The following is a 22143-nucleotide window of genomic DNA, read 5'->3' as shown; positions in this document are numbered from 1 at the left end:
TCAATAATGAACTATTGAAAACGTTGTAATAGCTGCCATAGTATACAGCGGGGAAATTTTCTCATATGATTTAGTAAGGGTGTTGTTATGAATGAGTCTATAACCAGTATGCCAGGAGAAAGAATGAGACAGGAAGAAGAGTGCTGTCTGGCATGTTTTGTAAAAATCGATAAGGTATACCAGAAGCTGTGCAGCCAGTCTGTATCAGAATATGGTTTCACTCCCAACGAGATAGTAGTTATGATGTTTCTGGCAAATAGTGAGGGACTGAAAAGCGCTTCGGAGATTGCACAATATAGAAATATCTCCAAGGGCCTGATCGCAAGATCTGTGGATTCTCTCAGTGAGAAAGGATATTTAACAGCAGACAGAGATAAAAATGACAGAAGGCTGGTCCGCCTCCAGCTTACGAAGAAAAGTGAGGAGATTGTGGAGCGGATCAGGCGGTGCAGGAAGGAATTTGTGGAAGAACTTCACAGGGGCATTCCCGAAGAAGATCTTGAAATTCTTCACCGCACCGCGTCAATCATGAATCAGAATGTGGAGCTCTTTTTAAATAAATCCACCGTCAAGACCGATGATCTGACCAGTTAGATAGGAATTTTTATAGCCCAGGTGATAGACAAGATCTGCCACCTCTTCCGCTTTTCCCAGTCTTCCGGCTGGAATCTCATCGATGAGAGCGATTAATTCATCTTCGCTTAGAAACTGATTCATCTCCGTATCAATGGCTCCGCATGCCACTGCATTGACCTGGATATTACTTGGAGCCAGCTCTTTGGCAAGAGCTTTGGTGAATGCATTAATCCCACCCTTGGTTGCGGAATAGGCTACTTCACAGGATGCACCCGAGACACCCCAGATAGAGGAGATGTTTATAATTTTGCCCTGCTTGCGTTCCAGCATTCCCGGAATTGCCAGCTTGGAACAATGAAAGGCAGAGGTTAAATTGGTCCGTATAATACGGTCCCAGGCTTCTGTCGTCATATCCTGGAGAAGCCCGATGTAGGAGATCCCTGCATTATTAACCAGTACATCCAGAGAACCAAACTGTTTTTTTATCATTTGAAAGAGTTCCTGGCACTGATTCATATCTCCCATATCACCCATATAGGAAAGACAGGAGATCTGATAGGACTCCAGTTCCTTTCTGGTCTGCAAAAGGCGGTCTTCATTATGAAGACAGTTAATGACCACATTGTATCCTTTTTTTGCAAATTTGACAGCAATGGCCTTTCCAATTCCCCGGGAAGCGCCAGTTACAAGTACTGTTTTTCTAGACATAAAACCACCCTTTCTGTCGTTATGTGATGCTATTATTTTAACAAATTCTGCTTTAAAATGCAACGAGGGCATTGCATACAAAAAGATGGGTGAGATATAATGATTACAAAAGAATCTGTAATACAAAATAAAGAAAGCAGGTAGATAAAATGAATGAGATTTATGACGTTGTAATTATAGGGTCAGGTCCGGCAGGTCTTACTGCTGCAGTATATGGAAAAAGAGCTGAACTAAAGATGGTAGTGATTGAAAAAGAAGTCGCCAGTGGCGGACAGATTCTCAATACCTACGAAGTCGATAATTATCCGGGGCTTCCCGGAATTAACGGATTTGACCTGGGTATGAAATTTCGGGATCATGCAGAAAAACTGGGAGCAGATTTTGTTACAGACGAAGTGCTTCGGATTGAGGCAGCAGACGGAGAATTTACCGTTGTAGGTCAGGAGAAGTCCTACGTGACAAAATCAGTCATTATCGCAACTGGAGCTCTGTACAGAAAACTCAGCGTCGTTGGAGAGAAAGAACTGACCGGAATGGGTGTTTCCTATTGTGCAACCTGTGACGGAGCGTTTTTCCGAAACAAGGTAGCCGCCGTTGTAGGCGGAGGCGATGTGGCAATCGAAGACGCCATATTCCTTTCCAGAATGTGCAAGAAGGTGTACTTAATTCACAGAAGAGATGAACTGCGCGGAGCAAAGACACTACAGACACAGTTATTTAACCAGGAGAATGTTGAAATTATCTGGGATACAGTAGTCGAAGAAATAGAAGGTGGAGACCAGGTTGAGTCTCTTACCATAAAGAATTCCAAAACAGAAGAAACAAATAAACTTTCCGTTGATGGCGTGTTTATTGCAGTGGGAATTAATCCACAGAGCGAAGCTTTCGATAACCTTGTGGAAATGGATCATGGTTACATCAAGGCAGGAGAGGACTGTGAGACCAATGTTCCCGGTATTTTTGCAGCAGGTGACGTCCGTACCAAACAGTTAAGACAGGTATCCACGGCTGTTTCAGACGGAGCCAATGCAATTACAAGCGTAGAACGTTATCTGACAAGATACGGTAAATAAAACTGATTAAAATAAATCCTCCGATAAGGGTATGTATTGCCTTTACCGGAGGATTTTGCTAACCGTTAAATTCCTGTTTTTCAGATTCATAAGTATCAAAAGGATTTCTGGAAGAAACTGCTTCCTTGTTTTGGCTTCCTGCTTTTTTCTGCGAGGAGGAAGCCTCTGCTTTTAATTGCTGTATCTGCTTGTCTAATTCCTTGATCCTCTTTTCCAGCTCTTTGTATTTCTCACTTTGCTGCAAAGCGAAAGGATTTCTTTCTTTATCCCGCTGCCCCTCCAGTTTCCCCTTTTCCTTATCCAGGGTTTTTATTTGCTGTTCAATATCCTCGGTACTGTCCTGTTCTGGCTGTGTAACAGGGTCTGTTTCAGACGGGAATTGTGGTGGGGATATCCCTATACTGCTGATATTCATCGTAATGCCTCCTTTTTTCCTGAGATACTATGAATATATAAGGGATATCATAGAGATTCAAGTAAGATGCAATGAGATGCTGTCTGAATGTTGCGGAATGAGAAAAAGTATGTTTAATCGAAATGTTTTGGGAGTTTTTTCAATTTGAACTGTACCATGGTATTTCTCGGCAACCGCTTTTATACTCTGAAGTCCGATTCCGGTACCACTGACGGGCAAAAAAACGTCAGAACGGCTGTTTTTGATGTCAATCATAAAAAAGTCGCCTTTCTGAATTGTTTTCAGAGTTAGAAACGGACTGGTTTGATTTCCTGCAATACAGGCCTTAACAGCATTATCTACCGCATTTGAGAATAGGATGCACAAATCCATATCATCGAGCATACAGTTGTCAGGAATTTTCACGGTGCAGTCAACATCGATTCCCTTTTGATGCGCAATTCCCAATTTATTTGTTAACAGGATATTTAATACGGCATTTCCTGTCTGACATGGAAAGGTAAGCTGATCGGATATAGTGGTCAGCTTTCCAAGATATTCCAATGCTTTATCTGCTTCTCCTGTTTTTAAAAAGCCGCCAAGAACGGTCCAGTGACCATTTAAGTCATGCCGGAACGTTCTTGTCATTTCATATCGCATCTGCATTTCCTGGACCGAGTTGACCTGAGCATTTACCTGCTGCTCCAGAAGCGTATTGCGCATCTGAAGAGCGAAACCTTTCAATAATTCTTTATAAGCAAAAAGAACTGCAAACAGGCACAAATAGGCTGCTATCTGAATGATCAGCATGGTCCAGTCATTTACCTCAGGAGAGATTCTGGTTCCATCAGCACTGACAGTAACTGTGTTTCCATATACTGAAAAAACATGCTGCATAACCAGAAGCACAAAGAGGATTGGCAGCAGCAGTATCAGGATATATGGCAGCATGGGAACTTTTCTGTCTTTCAGCCATGTCAGGACAAGGCGATAGGAGAAAAAAACCGTTATCATGACGAACAGACCGCTTATTGTTGTAAGAACCATTGAATAGGGAAACAGGACTGTTAAGAGGAGGCTTAACAATGACTGAAATATGCCGTTAACAACTTGCATAATGCAGATGGCAAGTATGGCTGCAGTTGCGGACATTGCCGGTGCACATTTTAAAGCCAGCCAGCCGAATAAAAAAAGTGCTCCCAGTTCCATAAGGGTAGATAGAGGAAATGCAGCCCGTATGGATATTTCGGTTAAAGCCAACAGGTATATGATCAGTATGTAAGAAGCAAAATAATACCATTTTACTTTCTGATTTGAAAATCTGCTGAAAAACCAGACTTCCATACAGGCCAGACAGGCATTTAAAATGCAAAAAAAGTAAATAAAATCAAACCACCTGTTAAACAGTTCCGTGAATGGCATCTATCTGTCTCCTTTCTTCATATAGTTTAACATTGCTTCCATGAACGCCTGCATACGTAGTCTTGAAACCGGTATGCTCTCCCCGTTGACCAGTTTAGCCTGGCCATTTTCATATCCGCATACGGCCTTAAGGTTAACAAGATAGCTGCGGTGGCAGCAGAAGAAATCAGGTTCCAGCTGATTTTCCAACGAATTAATCTTAAAATAGTAGTCGATAATTTCCTGTTTTGTATGAACGAAGATTTTTCTGTTAATTGCTTCGCAGTATAAAATATCCGAGAATGGGATTGATTTACACCAGGCCCCTTTCTGAATGGTTAAAACGGCTGTTTTTTTATCCTGAACATGTTGAAGAACGCGGGCCATTGTAGATTGAAAGCGCTGAGTGTCTAAGGGCTTTAACAGATAATCCGAAGCTTCTACAGAAAAGGCATCATAGACATATTCTTTCAGGACAGTAACAAATATAAGAAAGCTTTCCAAACCGGACTGCCTGATCTGTTTTGCTGCTTCCATACCAGTCATATTTCCCATCTGTATGTCCAGAAAAATAATATCATAGAATTCATCGCTTTTAAGCAGGTCCTCAGCACAGGAAAATGAATGAACCTCGGCTTTATAACTGGTTTCACCCATATAATCGAATATCCTGTTTTTTAACTCAAGTATCATATTGTCATTATCATCACATACAGCAATATTAATCAAAATCAGTACCTCAGTATCAAATAGTATAAAAATCCACATTAAGAATACCTTTGACGCTTAAAAAATTCAAGTGGAATGTGGTGAAATGCAGTCAGATTGAATTGATATGTCAGGCAAAAAATTTTAACCATATAATTAACCATGTTTTTTTATAAGATTCATCCGGTTGTGAAATACGCCTTAATTGATAGAATTGTTAGTAAGACGCAATTGTTTGCGGCAAAATAATAGGAGGGAAAATAAGAGATGAAAAGATTACTGGGGAAAACTGGGGCGGTCTGTGTGAGTATTCTGGTCTGCCTTAATATGACAATGGGGGTGTCTCTGGCAGACGAACAGGCTGCTAAAGATCAGGAGAAGAAAGAAGTCCACATAGAAAACCTCACTCCCTTAAAAGATATTTATAAGGGGAAATTCCTGATTGGAAACATTTATAACAGCATTAACCTTACGGGAGCGGATAGAGATATGGTACTTCATCATTTCAATGTGGTTACACCGGAAAATATGATGAAACCAGATGCCATGCAGCTGCAAAAAGGCGTATTTACTTTTGAGTCGGCAGATGCCATGACCGGATTCTGCCAGGAGAACGGTTTAAAGACAGTGGGGCATACACTGGCATGGCACAGTCAGACGCCTGACTGGATGAATGCGGCATGCGGACGGGAAGAAGCAATTGACAGACTGAGAGATCACATTTCAAATGTTGCAGGGCACTACAGTGGAAAACTATTATCCTGGGATGTGGTAAACGAAGCCATTCAGGATGGAGCAAAACTTCCAGCAGACGGAAACTGGAAATCCTGTTTACGGGATACTCCCTGGCTAAGAAATATTGGAACTGATTACATAGAACTGGCTTTTCAGTTTGCCCATGAGGCAGATCCCAATGCAAAATTATATTATAACGATTACAATTTAAATGATAACAACAAAGCCGAAATAGCAGCCGCTATGTATACTGATTTAAAGAAAAAAGGTATACCCATTGACGGAATCGGTATGCAGGCGCACTACAGTACCACGCTGCCTGTGGCTACGGTAGAACATTCCCTGGAACTGTTTAAAAAGACCGGGGCTGAAATTTCAATAACAGAGCTTGATGTAGTAGTCAGTAAGGCGAAGGAAACCGGGCTTACCAAGGAAGAGGAGATCGCTCAGGCGCAGACGTATGCCCAGCTTTTCAGACTTTATAATCAATATTCGGATGTCATTGAAAGAGTGACGTTTTGGGGCTATACGGATACAAGAAGCTGGAGAAGCTCCAGTTTCCCCTGCTTATTTGACGGAGATTACAAAGCCAAAGAAGCTTATTATGCAGTTGCAGATCCTGACGGATATTTAAATAAACACCCTCTGAAAGAGATTCCAGAGCCAAACACCATAAACGCAGTAAAAGGTACACCGGTAATTGATGGAACAGTGGATGAAATCTGGAATCAGGCGAAGGAAGAACCGGTTCGTATTATGACAATGGCCTGGCAGGGCGCAACTGGTACCGTAAAAACACTTTGGGATGAAAATAATATTTATGTTCTTGTCCGTGTTAAAGATAAAACCTTAAATACTGATAGTAAAAATGCTTATGAGCAGGATTCTGTGGAACTGTTCCTAGATGAAAACAATGACAAATCCTACTATTATCAGGAAGACGACGGACAGTTTCGCGTTTCCTGTAAAAACATGGTGACCTTTGGAAGCAATGGGAAAAGAGAAGGGTTCCAGTCATCCGTGAAAGTGACGGAAGATGGATATCTTGTAGAAGCAAAGATTCCACTTACCACCTCAGCTGAAAAAGGGAAAGTTATGGGATTTGATGTTCAGATCAATGACAGCAATGAGCGGGGAGAGAGAATCAGCGTAGCAAAATTTAATGATGATTCTGATAATTCCTGGCAGTCAACTGCCCGGTGGGGAAATCTTCTTTTAAAAGAGTAAGTAAAAAATGCCTCAGGCTTTACAGGCCTGAGGCATTTTTATATATAAATAATTCCTATAATAATTCCGGTTCAATCAATCCGTAAGTGCCGCCTTTTCTTTTATATACCACATTCACTTCATCGGTATCTCCATTGAGGAATACATAGAAGCTGTGTCCAAGAAGCTCCATCTGTACACAGGCTTCTTCCGGATCCATGGGTTTGACAGCAAATTTCTTTGTTTTGACAATTTCCACATCATCATCGACTGCACTTTCATCTTCCAAAAATGCTGTTGAAAAGGAGGGAGCGTTTAATTTTTTGTCGATTAACTTGTTTTTATATTTTTTCAACTGGCGTTCCAGGATCTCTTCTACCAGATCAATGGAAACGTACATATCATTACTTGATTCTTCGGCTCGAATTATATGTCCTTTCACTGGAATAGTAACTTCAATTTTCTGAATATCTTTCTGCACGCTGAGTCTTACTGTTGCCTCTGTAGCAGGTGCGAAAAAACGGTCCAGTTTTCCAAGTTTGTCCTCAACTGCCTCCCGTAACCCTGCTGTCACCTCAATATTTCTTCCTGTAATTGTAAAACGCATAAGTCATCAGCTCCTTTTTCTTGAGATAGGTATAGTATAGCATATTTATTAGAATAATTCAATCATGTTGTAAAGTATTAAGATAATTTAAGAAAAGATTTTGTAAAAAGTCTCTTCTTATATTTTATCAATTTATTGAAAAACTATAGATGAGGTTAAAAAAAAGTCAAGGGAAAAATGGATTTTTTCGTCGAAAAAGAAAATTTTATGACAAGTATACAAAAATTAACGCAATTGTCATTGTGATGGGAATGCTGGTATTATGTGGAGAATAAATGTGGATAATGTGGATAACTTGGTGTATAACTGATTTTTTTCGCAAATTCGAGGGTTGGAGGTGGGGATAAAAATGGGGGAAAAATACACAATCCAATGTGGATAATGTGGAAAAGTCGGGAATCGAACAAATTTTTTGTGCAATGTGTCAGGTTAACCATAATTTTAACTTAAATTTGCTGGAGGTTGCCGAAGAAAATGGCAGTACCTGGCAATATAAGGTCAGATTATTACCAGAATGTTAATTTTTTATGAATTCGTTGAATTAAAGGCAGGTTAGTGCTACAATATACAGGATTGTACGGTGTATATTGAAAGATAGAGTAGGAGAATAAATCATGAACTTGGTTCAAAAAATATTTGGAACTCATAGTGAAAGAGAATTGAAAATCATTAATCCCATTGTGGATAAAATAGAATCTCTGCGCCCGACCATGGTTGCACTTACGGATGAGGAATTAAAAAATAACACGAAGCTTTTTAAGGAAAGATTGGCAGCAGGAGAAACTCTTGATGATATCTTGCCTGAAGCGTTCGCAACTGTAAGAGAAGCCGGAAGGCGAGTTCTTAATATGGAACATTTCCGTGTGCAGTTAATCGGTGGTGTAGTATTACACCAGGGTCGTATTGCGGAGATGAGAACTGGTGAAGGTAAAACTCTTGTATCCACATGTCCGGCTTATTTAAATGCGCTGGCAGGCAACGGTGTACAGATTGTAACCGTTAACGACTATCTGGCAAAGCGTGATGCGGAGTGGATGGGAAGAATTCATGAGTTCCTTGGAATGACAGTAGGCGTTGTATTAAACGACATGAGCTCAGATGAGAGACGTGATGCTTATAACTGCGATATAACCTATGTAACCAACAATGAGCTTGGTTTTGATTATTTAAGAGATAACATGGCCATCTATAAAGAACAGATGGTTTTAAGAAATTTAGATTTCTGTATCATTGATGAGGTTGACTCTGTTTTAATTGATGAGGCCAGAACACCTCTTATCATTTCCGGACAGAGCGGCAAATCCACAAAGCTCTATGAAGTCTGCGATATTCTTGCACGCCAGTTAGAAAAGGGCGAAGCTTCCGGCGAGTTTTCCAAGATGGGTGCCATTATGGGAGAAGAAATCACTGAGTCCGGTGATTTTATTGTGGATGAGAAGGACAAGGTTGTCAACTTAACAGAGCAGGGTGTGGAAAAAGTAGAGCAGTTCTTCCGCATCGAGAACCTGTCAGACCCACAGAACTTAGAGATCCAGCATAACATCATTCTGGCTCTTCGTGCCAATTATCTGATGTTTCGGGATAAGGATTATGTGGTAAAAGACGATGAGGTTCTCATTGTAGACGAATTTACAGGACGTATTATGCCAGGCAGACGGTATTCTGATGGTCTTCACCAGGCAATTGAAGCAAAAGAGCATGTGAATGTCCGCAGAGAGAGCAAAACTCTTGCCACCATCACATTCCAGAACTTCTTTAATAAATACAACAAAAAGGCTGGTATGACGGGTACTGCTCTTACAGAGGAAAAGGAATTCAGAAATACCTATGGAATGGATGCCATTTCAATTCCAACAAACCGTCCCATTGCCCGTATTGACCAGGAAGATGCGGTTTATAAGACGAAGAAGGAAAAATTTGAAGCAGTATGTGACGAAGTGGCAGCTGCTTATGAAAAGGGTCAGCCAGTACTGGTTGGTACCATAACCATTGATACATCTGAGATGTTAAGCGGTATGTTAAAACGCAGAGGCATTCCTCATAAAGTCTTAAATGCTAAATATCACGAGCTTGAGGCAGAGATCGTTGCTGACGCTGGTGTGCATAAAGCAGTTACCATTGCTACCAACATGGCAGGCCGTGGTACGGATATTAAGCTTGATGATGAATCCAAAGCTGCCGGTGGCCTTAAGATCATCGGTACAGAGCGTCATGAGTCACGCCGTATTGATAACCAGCTGCGTGGTCGTTCCGGCCGTCAGGGAGATCCGGGTGAGTCCAGATTCTATATCTCTCTGGAAGATGATTTAATGCGTCTGTTTGGTTCCGAACGTCTTGTAGGCATGTTTAATGCACTTGGTGTACCGGAAGGCGAGCAGATTGAGCATAAGATGCTTTCTAATGCTATCGAAAAAGCTCAGATGAAGATCGAGACCAACAACTATGGTATCCGTGAGAATCTTTTAAAATACGATGAAGTCATGAACGAGCAGCGTGAAGTTATTTACGCAGAACGAAGAAAAGTTCTTGACGGAGACAACATGCGTGACGTTGTCTTAAAGATGGTTACTGATATTGTGGAGAATGCTGTGGATTTGTCTATCAGTGATGAACAGACTCCGGAAGAATGGGATTTAAATGAATTAAATACCCTGCTTCTGCCAGTGATTCCTCTTCAGCCAATCACCATTCCGGAAGACAAAAAGGTGAGAAAAAATGAACTGAAGCATATGCTGAAAGAAGAAGCCATTAAGCTTTATGAAACAAAAGAGGCAGAGTTCCCAGAGGGAGAGCAGATCCGTGAAATCGAGCGGGTGATTCTCTTAAAGGTTATTGATAATAAATGGATGTCCCATATTGACGATATGGACCAGCTGCGCCAGGGAATCGGTCTTCAGGCTTATGGCCAGAGAGATCCTCTTGTAGAATATAAGATGAGCGGCTATCAGATGTTTGATGAGATGACAGCAGCGATCCGGGAAGATACCGTACGTATCCTCTTCCACATCAGAGTTGAGCAGAAGGTGGAACGTGAACCGGCTGCCAAAGTGACAGGAACCAACAAGGATGACAGCTCAGTGAAAGCACCGGTGAAAAAGGCTGATAATAAGGTCTATCCCAATGATCCATGTCCATGCGGTTCCGGCAAAAAGTATAAGCAGTGTTGCGGACGCAAACTAGTATAGTATTTTTATGAGATTGGAGTCCGCTCCCTTTTATGGGAACAGACCCCAATTTTGTATTTATAAATTAAAAAACGAAAGTGGGTGACACAGTGGTAGAGTTAGATCAGTACAAATACGAATTATCATCGTATGAAAAACCATTAGTGGAAGTGAGGGATTCACTTTGACTTGGATAACAAGTTAAAGCGAATTGATGAGTTAGACAAGTCTATGGAAGAGCCAGGCTTCTGGGAAGATCCGGAAAAGTCAGGTAAGATCGTCCAGCTTGCAAAGAATTTAAAAGATACGGTACAAGGCTACAAAGAATTAGAACAGCAGTATGAAGACATCGGGGTCATGATTCAGATGGGCAACGAAGAAAACGATGCCTCCCTGATTCCGGAAATAGCCCAGATGCTTGCTGAATTGAAAGAAAATCTGGAAGAGATGCGTATTAATACGCTGCTTTCCGGTGAATATGACAGCCACAACGCCATATTAAAACTGAATGCCGGTGCTGGCGGAACCGAATCCTGCGACTGGTGCAGCATGCTTTACCGCATGTTCTGCCGCTGGGCTGAGAAAAAGGGCTTTCAGACGGAAGTGCTTGATTATCTTGACGGTGATGAAGCCGGAATTAAATCCGTAACCATACAGATTAATGGTGTCAATGCTTTTGGTTATTTAAAGTCAGAAAAAGGGGTTCACCGTCTGGTACGTATTTCACCGTTTAATGCGGCTGGAAAGCGTCAGACTTCCTTTGTATCCTGCGATGTTATGCCGGATATTGAAGAGGACCTTGATGTGGATATTAACGATGAGGATTTAAGAATTGATACCTACCGCTCCAGCGGAGCAGGTGGACAGCATATCAATAAAACCTCGTCTGCCATTCGAATCACTCACCTTCCTACGGGAATTGTGGTGCAGTGCCAGAATGAACGGTCTCAGTTCCAGAACAAGGATAAGGCAATGCAGATGTTAAAAGCAAAGCTTTATATGTTAAAACAACAGGAGAATGCGGAAAAACTTTCCGGTATCCGTGGTGATGTAACGGAGATCGGCTGGGGGAACCAGATTCGTTCCTATGTACTGCAACCCTATACCATGGTGAAAGACCACAGGACCAATTCCGAGACAGGTAATGTAAACAGTGTCCTTGACGGAGCGTTAGATCAGTTTATGTACGCATATCTGCGATGGTTAAGTACCGGAGCAAAAGCTGGTGAGGATTCTGCAGAAATCTAGTTTTTTCATGCATTTTTTTAAATACCGAATAAAATAAACTCAAAAATAGTTGCATACCATGCACAAATATGATAATATCTTCCCTATGAGCACAGATGTATTTCCGATGCGGACACAGAAGGGAAGATATTTTTTTATGGAAGATAAAAGTAAATATTTTGTGGTAAAGCAGAAAGCTGTACCTGAAGTATTGCTGAAAGTTGTTGAGGCAAAAAAATTATTAGAGTCGGAACGGGTTATCACCGTACAGGAGGCAACTGACCGGGTTGGAATCAGCCGGAGTTCCTTTTACAAATACAAAGATGATATCTTTCCGTTTTATGACAATGCCAAGGGAAAGACCATCACACTGGTTATGCAGATGGATGACGAACCTGGTCTTCTTTCGGATTTGCTTCATGTGGTAGCTGTGTACCGCGCGAATATACTAACCATTCATCAAAGTATTCCGGTCAATGGCGTTGCCACCCTCACACTTAGCGTGGAGGTTCTTGAGACAACAGGCAATGTTTCAAAGATGGTTGAGGATATGGAAGAAAAGGATGGAGTCCACTACGTAAAAATTTTAGCCAGGGAGTGAGAATATGATGAATGTTGCAGTTATGGGCTATGGTACCATCGGATCAGGAGTTGTTGAAATTCTGGAACAGAACAAAGATATAATTGCCAGACAGACCGGTGACACGGTGAATGTAAAATATATTCTCGATTTAAGAGAATTCCCCGGTACACCGATTGAAAAAAAGATTGTTCATGATTTTTCCGTCATAGAAAAGGACCCGGAGGTATCCATGGTAATTGAGACCATGGGAGGCTTAAACCCGGCTTATCCTTTTGTGAAAGCAAGCCTTCAGGCAGGTAAGCATGTGGCCACCTCCAACAAGGCGCTGGTAGCAGCATATGGAACGGAACTTTTAAAAATAGCGAAAGAGAATCAGGTAAACTTTCTCTTTGAGGCAAGCGTAGGAGGCGGTATTCCCATAATCCGTCCGTTGTATACTTCACTGGCCGGTGAGCAAATTGAAGAAATAACCGGTATATTAAATGGTACCACCAACTACATACTGACTAAAATGGACAAAGCCGGAGAAACTTTTGAAGAGGCACTGAGCAAAGCCCAGGAACTGGGATATGCGGAGCGCAATCCGGAGGCAGATGTGGAAGGACATGATACCTGCAGGAAAATTGCCATATTAACTGCTCTGGCTTCGGGACACGAAGTGAATTACGAGCATATTTATACAGAAGGGATTACTAATATAACGGATGTGGATTTCCGTTATGCCGACGCTCTTGGAACTTCTGTAAAATTATTTGGATCCAGCAGAATCAGTGATCAGGGAGTTCATGCGTTTGTAGCTCCGGTTATGATAGGAAAGGATCATCCGCTGTATTCCGTAAACGACGTATACAACGGCATTCTGGTAAAGGGAAATATGCTGGGAACTTCCATGTTTTACGGAAGCGGAGCTGGAAAACTTCCCACGGCCAGTGCAGTTGTAGCAGATATTATTGAAGCCCTTAAAAACCCGGGTCATCATGTGAAGATGGGCTGGGATGGAAATCGCCTTAACATCTCTGCCATGGACAGCGTTTCCTTCCGGTATTTTGTAAGAATCAAGGGGATTGCTGCAAAGCGGCTTGCTGAAGCAGAGGCTGCTTTTGGAAAGGTAGAAGTAACAGAACTGGACCACATGGATGAATTTGCAGTCATGACAGAGGTTATGACTGAGGAGGAATACCATTTAAGAGCGAAAAAGCTGTCAGGTATCAGACAGCGCATCCGCGCAGAAATTTAATTTTCGCCAGGAGGCATCAATGTTAGTTGTTAAAAAATTTGGCGGTAGCTCCGTCGCAGACAAAGAAAGAATATTCAATGTAGCAAAACGCTGCATTGAGGATTATGAAAAAGGTAATCAGGTAGTTGTGGTTTTATCCGCTATGGGAAAGACAACAGACGGTCTGATCGCCAAAGCTCATGAGATAAACCCTAATCCTCCAAAGAGAGAGCTGGATATGCTTCTGGCAACGGGAGAGCAGGTGAGCGTGGCACTGATGTCTATGGCCATGAATGCTCTCGGTGTACCGTCTGTTTCATTAAACGCGTCCCAGGTAGCCATGCATACTTCTTCCGCTTATGGAATGGCTAAATTAAAGAAAATTGATACGGAACGGATCCAGCATGAACTGGAAGCGAAGAAAATCGTTATCATCACAGGTTTTCAGGGTATTAATAAATATGATGATCTGACAACTCTTGGACGAGGGGGATCAGATACCACGGCTGTAGCACTGGCTGCCGCACTCCATGCCGATGCATGTGAGATTTACACAGATGTGGACGGAGTTTATACAGCAGATCCGCGAATTGTTCCCCATGCCAGAAAGCTATTGGAGGTTTCCTACGATGAGATGCTTGAGTTTGCTTCTCTGGGAGCCAAAGTGCTCCACAACCGTTCGGTAGAGATGGCGAAGCGCTATGGAGTACAGCTGGTAGTACGATCAAGTCTGAACAGAGAAGAAGGTACCATCGTCAAGGAGGAAACAAAATTGGAAAGAATGCTGGTGAGCGGAGTTGCCGCAGATAAAAATGTAGCCCGTATTTCCGTAATCGGGGTTAAGAATGAGCCTGGAGTCGCATTTAAAATATTTAATCTTCTGGCAAAACACAACATTAACGTTGATATCATTATCCAGTCCATTGGCAGAGAAGAAAGAAAAGACATCTCCTTTACGGTGGCGAAGCAGGATTTAAAAGAAACCATGGATCTTTTAAACGAACATAAGGATGGGATTACAGCCCAGAATGTGACCAGTGAAGAGGATGTGGCAAAGCTTTCTATCATCGGCGCAGGGATGACCAGTAATCCAGGAGTTGCCGCAAAGATGTTTGAAGCCCTTTACAATGCCAATATTAACATCAAAATGATTGCAACATCTGAAATAAGGATTACGGTCCTCATTCATGAAGAGGACGTAAACCGAGCCATGAGAACGGTTCACGATGCCTTTGATCTTGCGGATTAAACGAAGGTGGAGCCAATGATCTGGTTAAGAAAAATTTGGAAAATAGGATCCGTCTGTATCTTTCATTCCCTCACCGGGCTCTACTGTCCCGGCTGCGGGGGAACGAGAGCAGTGCGGACTTTGTTACAGGGGGACCTGCGGATGAGCGTTCAGTATCATCCGCTGGTCCTTTATACTGTTATTGCTGTTTTGGCTGAGGGTATCATCCGGTTTATATCAAAAAAAAGAAAGCACCCGTTGGACCATAAAAAAAGGGAACGGATACTTATTCTTATTGGAGCTGCAATTGTAGTGATAAACTGGATCTTCAAGAACTATATGCTGGTGGTGAAAGGAATTGATCTCTTACCTCCATTATAATGATTTATCTGCCAACGCCCCCAGTGGGCATCAGTGCCTGGGTTGTCGCTTCAAATACCTGTCTGAAATACAGCCCCAAAGGGGTGTTGGTATCCATGACATCATAGACAAATATAATGAACAATGCCAGTAACAGGCCACAGACAGCAGATATAATGGAAAGGATCAGTCCAAGCTGTGCCTGGTGGCTGAAGGGCTTTCCTTTTTTTGATAATATAGCAAGAGCAATGCCTGTGAGACCGAAAATCAGACCTGCCGGCAGATTCCAGATACTGAATAAGGGAAGGCAGTCTGTCAGCAGTCCCAGGCCGCCTAAAAGGACAGACCAGAATGCCAGGAACGAACCTGTATTCGGAGTTTGCGGAAGCATTCCTTTATTGCTGTTATAATTTTCTCCCATTGGTGTTTACCTCGTATGTGTATAGTACAGAAGTCATCCAGGATTTTCCTGAACTAAATCTGTATTTTATGATTGTAGCACGAAAAGACCGCTGTGTCCAGACGGGTATTGCATAACGGGGAATGATGAATTATAATAGTTGAATTGAACCAACTATGAAAAATAAGAGGTACAGCATGGATATAATAAAGATTTTACAGGAAGAACTTTCCATTTCCAGAAATCAGGTGGAAGAGACAATCAGACTTATTGATGAGGGGAATACCATTCCCTTTATAGCCAGATACCGAAAAGAGGTAACCGGTTCTTTAAATGATGAAGTTCTGCGTAATTTAGATGAAAGGCTTCGTTATTTAAGGAATTTAGAGGAGCGGAAAGAACAGGTACTTTCATCCATCAGAGAACAGGAGAAGCTGACACCGGAGCTGGAAAAGAAGATTCTTAATGCCCAGACGCTGGTTGCAGTGGAAGATTTATACCGCCCTTATAAGCAGAAAAGGCGGACAAGAGCCACCATCGCCAAAGAAAAAGGATTAGAGCCATTAGCAGATCTTATTATTCTTCAGATGACGAAGACCCCTCTTCTGGAATCCGCAACGGACTATGTTTCGGAAGAAAAAGGAGTGGCCACTGCCCAGGAAGCAATAGACGGGGCAAAAGATATTCTGGCAGAGCGGATTTCTGATCAGGCGGAGTACCGCACTTATATCCGGAATGCAACCATGAACCAGGGAAGCCTTTTATCTGCTGCAAAGGATGAGGAAGCAGAGTCTGTATATGAGATGTACTATAATTATGAAGAACCTTTAAAGAAGGCAGCAGGACACCGGATTCTTGCCATTAACAGAGGCGAAAAGGAAAAGGTTCTTACTGTGAAGGTGGCGGCACCGGAAGAAGTGATTCTCCGTTTTCTGGAAAAGCAGGTAATCATTCGGGACAATCCTGTTACTTCTCCCATATTAAAGGAAGTTGTAAAAGACAGTTACGACCGTCTCATCGCGCCGGCAATTGAGCGGGAGATCCGCAGCGAATTAACGGAAACAGCAGAGAATGGAGCAATCCGTGTATTTGGCAAAAATTTAGAGCAGCTACTAATGCAGCCTCCCATTGTTGGAAGAGTGGTTCTTGGCTGGGATCCGGCTTTTCGTACCGGATGCAAGCTGGCAGTAGTAGATGAAACAGGAAAAGTGCTGGATACCGTTGTAATCTATCCCACTGCACCTCAAAATAAAGTGGAAGAAGCCAAGTCTGTTTTAAAGAAGCTGATTAAGAAATATGGAATTTCCCTGATTTCTGTGGGCAATGGAACTGCCTCAAGAGAATCCGAGGCCATTATTGTTGAATTGTTAAAAGAAATCCCGGAGCCGGTTCAGTATATTATAGTGAATGAAGCAGGAGCTTCTGTTTATTCCGCCAGTAAGCTGGCAACAGAGGAATTCCCTAATTTTGATGTAGGCCAGAGAAGTGCAGCCTCCATTGCCAGAAGACTGCAGGATCCTCTTGCAGAGCTGGTAAAGATTGATCCTAAGTCCATTGGTGTGGGTCAGTACCAGCATGATATGAACCAGAAGCATTTAAGTGAAGCATTACAGGGAGTTGTGGAAGACAGCGTAAATAAAGTAGGTGTTGATTTAAATACGGCCTCTGCTTCTCTTCTGGAATATATATCCGGTATTTCAAAGCCAATAGCAAAGAATATTGTGGTTTACCGGGAGGAGAACGGTGCGTTTGAAAGCAGGAGCCAGCTGTTAAAGGTTGCAAAGCTTGGACCAAAAGCATTTGAACAATGTGCGGGCTTCATGAGAATCCAGGGAGGAAAGAATCCTCTAGATTTAACAAGCGTTCATCCGGAGTCCTATGATGCGGCTAAAAAGCTGCTGAAAAAACTGGGATATGAGGCAAAAGAGCTGATGAACGGGGGATTAAACGGAATCAGTAAAAAGATTCATAACTATAAAGAGCTGGCTGAAGAATTAGAGATTGGTGAAATCACCCTCCGGGATATTGTAAAGGAGCTGGAAAAACCGGCAAGAGATCCCCGTGACGAGATGCCAAAACCCATATTACGTACGGATGTTATGGAGATGAAGGATTTACAGCCTGGGATGGTTTTAAAGGGAACGGTTCGCAATGTAATTGACTTCGGTGCGTTTGTGGATATTGGAGTTCACCAGGATGGACTGGTTCACATTTCCCAGATATCGGACAAATTTATTAAACATCCCTTAGAAGCTGTCAGCGTAGGAGACATCGTTGAGGTAAAAGTAATAAGCGTAGATGTTCCCAAAAAGAGAATCGCTCTTACCATGAAATTCTAAGCAGATACAGTGAAATGCTGTATAAAAGGAGGAAAATGTGGAACAGAAAAATCCGCTTATATTAGAAGTGAAACTGACTGCAAAAGATCTCTGGAAATTTTCCATGTACCATTCATACCGGGGATTCCAGGGGATTTTCAGTTTTCTTTTCAGTGCTGCTGCTCTTTATGTGCTCATTGCAACCTGGACGACATCATCCCGCCCTTACCGGATTCTGATTCTTGTCTGTGCGCTGATGTTCACGGTCTGGCAGCCTTTCGTCCTCTATACGAAGGCAGTAAGACAGGCAAAAAAATCTGCCATTCGTGATGGTATGACCCTTTCATTTTCAGCAGAAGGAATTGTGGTAACCCAGGGGCAGGAGAAGCTGGAATTGTTATGGGAAGATGTGATGGTGGTAAAACGAATCGGCAAACTGCTGATTATTTATATGGACAAGATTCATGCCTATCTGCTTCCGGATTCTGTAGCAGGTGAGAAAGCGCAGGAAATAACAGCATTAATGAAAGAAAATCTGCCTCCGGAGAGGCGAAAGAGGATATAAATGATGGTAATAGAAAGCTGGAAACCAGAAGATACCTTTGAACTTGGAAAAAAACTGGGAGAGGAAGCGGCTCCTTCCACCATATTTTGCTTAAATGGAGATCTGGGGGTGGGAAAAACCGTATTCACCCAGGGGTTTGCCGCCGGGCTTGGCATTACAGAACCGGTGGACAGCCCTACTTTTACCATAGTAAAGCAATATGACGACGGACGCCTTCCCTTTTATCATTTTGACGTATACCGGATTGGTGACGTCAGTGAAATGGACGAGATCGGCTATGAAGACTGCTTTTACGGGGAAGGTGTCACATTAATTGAATGGTCCGGACTGATTGAAGAGATTCTTCCCAGACAGGTTATTACAGTAACCATTGAAAAAGATTTGGAAAAAGGATTTGACTACAGAAAAATCACCGTGGAGGGAATGTAAATGAACATATTAGGAATTGAAAGTTCGTCTCTTGTTGCATCGGTCGCCCTTCTTTCGGATGACATACTGACTGCAGAATACACGGTCAATTTTAAAAAGACCCATTCCCAGACACTGCTTCCCATGCTTGATGAGATTGTAACCATGACAGGAGTCAGCCTGGAAAATGTTGATGCCATCGCAGTTTCAGCAGGACCAGGCTCCTTTACCGGACTTCGGATCGGTTCTGCCACAGGAAAGGGTCTGGGGCTTGCGCTGAAAAAACCGCTTATTTCTGTTCCCACAATCGATGCAATGGCCTATGAGTTCTACGGCTGCGCTTCTATTATATGCCCAATTATGGATGCCAGAAGAAACCAGGTCTATACCGGTATTTATGATAACCGCATGGGATTCTCCATCGTGAAGGAATCCTGCGCCATGGATATCAGAGATTTAATTGAAGAGCTTAATTCCATGGGAGAGCGTGTATTTTTCTCAGGAGACGGCATACCGGCATATAAAGAAAGTATAGAAGAATTCATGAAGGTTCCATTTGAATTTGCACCCGCGCATTTAAGCAGACAGCGGGCAGGTGCAGTAGCAGCTTATGGAGCCCGTCTGTTCCTTCAGGGGAAAACGGTAACGGCAGCGGAGCATGCTCCCGATTATCTGCGAAAGCCCCAGGCAGAGCGTGAAAGAGAAGAGGCATTAAAAGGAGAGTAAGATGATTGGTGAGATGACTCCGGAGGATGTTTTAAGTGTACTGGAAATAGAAATGCAGTGCTTTTCCGATCCGTGGTCTTATGAGATGATTAAAAAGGGATCAGAAAGCAGTCTTGATACCTGGCTGGTGCTTTGGGAAGAAGGAACCGCAGCGGGATACTGTGTTTTTCGGACAATCGCAGATGAATGCGAGCTGCTTCGGATTGCAGTCCTTCCTGAACTGAGGGGGAGGGGCCTTTCCAAGAAACTTATGGACCAGATGGTTTTTTATTCCAGACAAAAAGAAGTAAAATCCATATTTTTAGAGGTACGAGAAAGTAATGACAGGGCAAGAAACCTTTATAAATCCTATGGATTTGTGGAGGAGGGGATCAGAAAACATTACTACTCAAATCCCAGTGAAAATGCGGTCCTTATGGTCTGTTACCATATTTGAAACATTTACCACTAAAAATAGGGCATAACACCGTTTATAATGTAGGGGTATCCAGTAAGGATGCCCTTTTTTCTATCCTGGTGTGCAGGGAGGCGGATAAAGGGATTTTTCTGGAAAATGTGAAAAAGGAACGCCTTGCAGGCATACCATTATGCCCGGAAAGAAAAGCATGGGCGGTAAAAGGAAAGGTGAGAGTAAGATGAGAAAGTACAAAAACGGCGGTCAGCTAGAAACAGTTGTTTGCAACTGCTGCGGCAAAAAAATTATTGTGTCAGAAGGGATTGCCAGGGAAGGGGTCATTAGCATCAATCACGCATGGGACTTCTTTTCAGAGAAAGATGGGGAGATCCATCATTTTGATTTATGTGAAACCTGTTACGATGCACTGATATCTGAGTTTAAGATACCGGTGGAGGTAGAGGAACAGCTGGAATATTTATAGTTGCTAATTCCCTCTGCTTTGTGTTATGATTTTATGTGGCAGTTTTTTGTTCTGCCCACTGAATGAGACAAAAGCGAGGAAATTCTATGTTGGATATATGTTTACTGGGAACCGGGGGCATGATGCCTCTGCCATACCGCTGGCTGACAGCTATGATGGCACGGTGCGATGGCAGCAATCTTTTGATTGACTGCGGGGAAGGAACCCAGATTGCATTAAAAGAAAAGGGCTGGAGCCCAAAACCCATTGATACTATCTGTTTTACCCATTATCATGCGGACCATATCAGCGGTCTTCCCGGTCTTCTTTTGACAATGGGAAACGCAGAGCGGACAGAACCCTTAACTCTGATTGGTCCGAAAGGGCTTGAGCGGGTGGTGGGAGCACTTCGTACCATTGCGCCGGAGCTTCCTTTTGAACTTAAATTCATTGAACTCTCCGAAAACAGAGAGCAGATAACCATGGCGCCTTACGTAATTGATGCATACCGCGTCAATCATAACGTTGTCTGCTATGGTTATTCCATTTCTATTCCAAGAACCGGAAGATTTGATGTGGACCGTGCCAAAGCGGCAGAGATTCCACAAAAATTCTGGAGTCGTCTTCAAAAGGGAGAAACCATCGATTATGATGGTAGAATTCTGACGCCTGATCTTGTTTTAGGACCGGACAGGCGTGGCCTTAAGGTGACTTACTGTACAGATACCAGACCCGTACCGGTGATTGCTGAGTATGCAAAGGATGCGGATCTTTTCATATGCGAAGGCATGTACGGCGAAGAAGGAAAAGAGGCAAAGGCAAGGGAATATCGCCACATGACATTTTATGAGGCTGCCAGACTTGCGAAAGAAGCTCAGCCAAGACAGATGTGGCTGACCCATTACAGTCCCTCTTTAACCAGACCGGAAGATTTTATGGACAAGGTTCGTGAGATTTTCCCCAGGGCAAAAGCAGCAAGAGATGCCTGGACGCTGGAACTGGAATTTGATGAGGAATGAGGGAATGGCGATGAAGAAAAATAATACAGAAGAAGATGTCTATATACTTGCAATTGAAAGTTCCTGTGACGAGACGGCAGCAGCGGTAGTGAAGAACGGAAGAGAGATCTTGTCCAATGTAATCTCCTCCCAGATCGATCTTCATACCTTATATGGCGGAGTCGTTCCCGAAATTGCTTCCAGAAAGCATATCGAAAAGATTAACCAGGTCATAGAGTCCGCACTTTTGGAGTCTGGTCTTACACTTGAGAATATGGATGCCATCGGGGTTACCTACGGCCCCGGACTTGTGGGAGCACTTTTAGTGGGAGTGGCGGAAGCAAAGGCAATGGCTTATGCGGCAAACAAGCCATTGGTCGGAGTCCATCATATAGAAGGTCATGTCTCCGCTAATTTTATTGAGCATCCAGACCTGGAACCGCCTTTTATGTGTCTGATTGTATCAGGCGGACATACACATCTGGTGATTGTAAGGGATTACGGAGAGTTTGAGATTCTTGGAAGAACCAGAGATGATGCGGCAGGCGAAGCATTTGACAAGGTGGCCAGAGCTGTGGGGCTGGGATATCCGGGCGGACCGAAAGTTGACAGGGCAGCAAAAGAGGGAAATCCACATGCAATAAAATTCCCGAGAGCAAAAGTAGACGGAAATATATACGATTTT

General features: G+C 42.9%; 23 protein-coding genes (1 of these 23 cut by a window edge). 17 read left to right on the top strand and 6 right to left on the bottom strand.

From position 1 onward, the window contains the following. Positions 1-123 precede the first annotated feature (123 nt). Positions 124-594: a MarR family winged helix-turn-helix transcriptional regulator gene (locus ACOAOT_RS18015; protein ID WP_420218232.1), complete on the top strand. Its 471-nt coding sequence runs from the start codon at positions 124-126 to the stop codon at positions 592-594. Here ACOAOT_RS18015 and ymfI read toward each other — a convergent pair. Next, complete coding sequence (ymfI, locus tag ACOAOT_RS18010; protein ID WP_104434518.1) at positions 553-1284, bottom strand: elongation factor P 5-aminopentanone reductase; 732 nt, start codon at positions 1282-1284, stop codon at positions 553-555. The genes ACOAOT_RS18015 and ymfI overlap by 42 nt on opposite strands. Before the next feature lie 149 nt (positions 1285-1433). Here ymfI and trxB point away from each other — a divergent pair, with 149 nt between their 5' ends. After that, positions 1434-2357, top strand: coding sequence for a thioredoxin-disulfide reductase (trxB, locus tag ACOAOT_RS18005; RefSeq protein ID WP_104434520.1), 924 nt, complete (start codon positions 1434-1436; stop codon positions 2355-2357). Between the two features lie 58 nt (positions 2358-2415). Here trxB and ACOAOT_RS18000 read toward each other — a convergent pair whose 3' ends face one another. Genes ACOAOT_RS18000 through ACOAOT_RS17990 form a run of 3 tightly spaced genes read right to left on the bottom strand, consistent with a single transcriptional unit; the run spans position 2416 to position 4881 of the window. Continuing rightward, positions 2416-2772, bottom strand: a complete 357-nt coding sequence (locus tag ACOAOT_RS18000) for a hypothetical protein (protein WP_420218231.1) — start codon at positions 2770-2772, stop codon at positions 2416-2418. A 57-nt stretch (positions 2773-2829) separates the two neighbouring features. After that, positions 2830-4173 (bottom strand): sensor histidine kinase, encoded by a 1344-nt coding sequence (locus ACOAOT_RS17995; RefSeq protein WP_420218230.1) that lies wholly within the window; start codon positions 4171-4173, stop codon positions 2830-2832. Beyond that, positions 4174-4881 (bottom strand): LytR/AlgR family response regulator transcription factor, encoded by a 708-nt coding sequence (locus ACOAOT_RS17990; RefSeq protein WP_420218229.1) that lies wholly within the window; start codon positions 4879-4881, stop codon positions 4174-4176. 246 nt (positions 4882-5127) lie between these two features. Between ACOAOT_RS17990 and ACOAOT_RS17985 the strand changes: the two genes are divergently transcribed. Then, positions 5128-6822, top strand: a complete 1695-nt coding sequence (locus ACOAOT_RS17985) for an endo-1,4-beta-xylanase (RefSeq protein ID WP_420218228.1) — start codon at positions 5128-5130, stop codon at positions 6820-6822. A 55-nt stretch (positions 6823-6877) separates the two neighbouring features. On the opposite strand, the gene hpf is transcribed toward ACOAOT_RS17985, so the two are convergent. After that, a complete protein-coding gene (hpf, locus tag ACOAOT_RS17980; RefSeq protein WP_104434530.1) occupies positions 6878-7408 on the bottom strand; it encodes a ribosome hibernation-promoting factor, HPF/YfiA family in 531 nt (176 codons plus the stop codon). Between the two features lie 614 nt (positions 7409-8022). Between hpf and secA the strand changes: the two genes are divergently transcribed. The 6 genes from secA to ACOAOT_RS17950 all read left to right on the top strand — a co-directional run bounded on the left by secA (position 8023) and on the right by ACOAOT_RS17950 (position 15207). Continuing rightward, the gene (gene secA / locus ACOAOT_RS17975; protein WP_420218227.1) at positions 8023-10593 is read left to right on the top strand and encodes a preprotein translocase subunit SecA; all 2571 of its coding nucleotides are present in this window, start codon (positions 8023-8025) and stop codon (positions 10591-10593) included. An 89-nt stretch (positions 10594-10682) separates the two neighbouring features. Next, positions 10683-11820, top strand: a protein-coding gene (gene prfB, locus ACOAOT_RS17970; protein ID WP_104434534.1) for a peptide chain release factor 2 whose coding sequence is annotated in 2 segments (ribosomal slippage) — positions 10683-10757 and positions 10759-11820 — 1137 coding nt in all. Because the reading frame shifts where the segments join, the coding sequence is not laid out codon by codon here. A 136-nt stretch (positions 11821-11956) separates the two neighbouring features. Further along, entirely contained in the window at positions 11957-12400 is a 444-nt protein-coding gene (locus ACOAOT_RS17965; RefSeq protein WP_277409158.1) for an ACT domain-containing protein, read from the top strand. Between the two features lie 4 nt (positions 12401-12404). Continuing rightward, positions 12405-13619: a homoserine dehydrogenase gene (locus tag ACOAOT_RS17960; RefSeq protein ID WP_420218226.1), complete on the top strand. Its 1215-nt coding sequence runs from the start codon at positions 12405-12407 to the stop codon at positions 13617-13619. A 19-nt stretch (positions 13620-13638) separates the two neighbouring features. After that, complete coding sequence (locus ACOAOT_RS17955; protein ID WP_420218225.1) at positions 13639-14847, top strand: aspartate kinase; 1209 nt, start codon at positions 13639-13641, stop codon at positions 14845-14847. 15 nt (positions 14848-14862) lie between these two features. Continuing rightward, a complete protein-coding gene (locus ACOAOT_RS17950) occupies positions 14863-15207 on the top strand; it encodes a DUF2752 domain-containing protein (RefSeq protein ID WP_420218224.1) in 345 nt (114 codons plus the stop codon). A gap of 4 nt (positions 15208-15211) precedes the next feature. On the opposite strand, the gene ACOAOT_RS17945 is transcribed toward ACOAOT_RS17950, so the two are convergent. Continuing rightward, positions 15212-15607, bottom strand: coding sequence for a sodium:solute symporter (locus ACOAOT_RS17945; RefSeq protein ID WP_104434544.1), 396 nt, complete (start codon positions 15605-15607; stop codon positions 15212-15214). A gap of 176 nt (positions 15608-15783) precedes the next feature. Here ACOAOT_RS17945 and ACOAOT_RS17940 point away from each other — a divergent pair, with 176 nt between their 5' ends. From ACOAOT_RS17940 to tsaD, 8 genes are all read left to right on the top strand, one after another. Next, positions 15784-17925 carry a Tex family protein gene (locus tag ACOAOT_RS17940; protein WP_420218223.1) on the top strand — a complete coding sequence of 714 codons (2142 nt, stop codon included), beginning with the start codon at positions 15784-15786 and terminating at the stop codon, positions 17923-17925. 37 nt (positions 17926-17962) lie between these two features. Further along, entirely contained in the window at positions 17963-18469 is a 507-nt protein-coding gene (locus ACOAOT_RS17935; protein ID WP_420218222.1) for a YcxB family protein, read from the top strand. Between the two features lie 3 nt (positions 18470-18472). After that, a complete protein-coding gene (tsaE, locus tag ACOAOT_RS17930; RefSeq protein ID WP_349674777.1) occupies positions 18473-18898 on the top strand; it encodes a tRNA (adenosine(37)-N6)-threonylcarbamoyltransferase complex ATPase subunit type 1 TsaE in 426 nt (141 codons plus the stop codon). Next, positions 18899-19603: a tRNA (adenosine(37)-N6)-threonylcarbamoyltransferase complex dimerization subunit type 1 TsaB gene (tsaB, locus tag ACOAOT_RS17925; protein WP_420218221.1), complete on the top strand. Its 705-nt coding sequence runs from the start codon at positions 18899-18901 to the stop codon at positions 19601-19603. Position 19604: 1 nt separating this feature from the next. After that, on the top strand, positions 19605-20039 hold the full coding sequence (rimI, locus tag ACOAOT_RS17920; protein WP_420218220.1) for a ribosomal protein S18-alanine N-acetyltransferase: 435 nt from the start codon (positions 19605-19607) through the stop codon (positions 20037-20039). A 199-nt stretch (positions 20040-20238) separates the two neighbouring features. Beyond that, positions 20239-20481, top strand: a complete 243-nt coding sequence (locus ACOAOT_RS17915; protein WP_104434554.1) for a hypothetical protein — start codon at positions 20239-20241, stop codon at positions 20479-20481. A gap of 86 nt (positions 20482-20567) precedes the next feature. Continuing rightward, complete coding sequence (locus ACOAOT_RS17910) at positions 20568-21479, top strand: ribonuclease Z (RefSeq protein ID WP_420218219.1); 912 nt, start codon at positions 20568-20570, stop codon at positions 21477-21479. 10 nt (positions 21480-21489) lie between these two features. Then, positions 21490-22143, top strand: the 5' portion of a protein-coding gene (tsaD, locus tag ACOAOT_RS17905; RefSeq protein WP_420218218.1) for a tRNA (adenosine(37)-N6)-threonylcarbamoyltransferase complex transferase subunit TsaD. Its footprint extends 384 nt past the window's final position; only the first 654 of its 1038 coding nucleotides appear in the window; it begins with the start codon at positions 21490-21492; its stop codon lies off the right edge, out of view.

This window comes from Lacrimispora struthionigena, from assembly GCF_048627165.1.
In the GTDB taxonomy this organism is placed as follows: domain Bacteria; phylum Bacillota; class Clostridia; order Lachnospirales; family Lachnospiraceae; genus Lacrimispora.
Note: the sequence above shows the minus strand (reverse complement) of the source record. Positions and strands in the feature narration are given on the sequence as shown.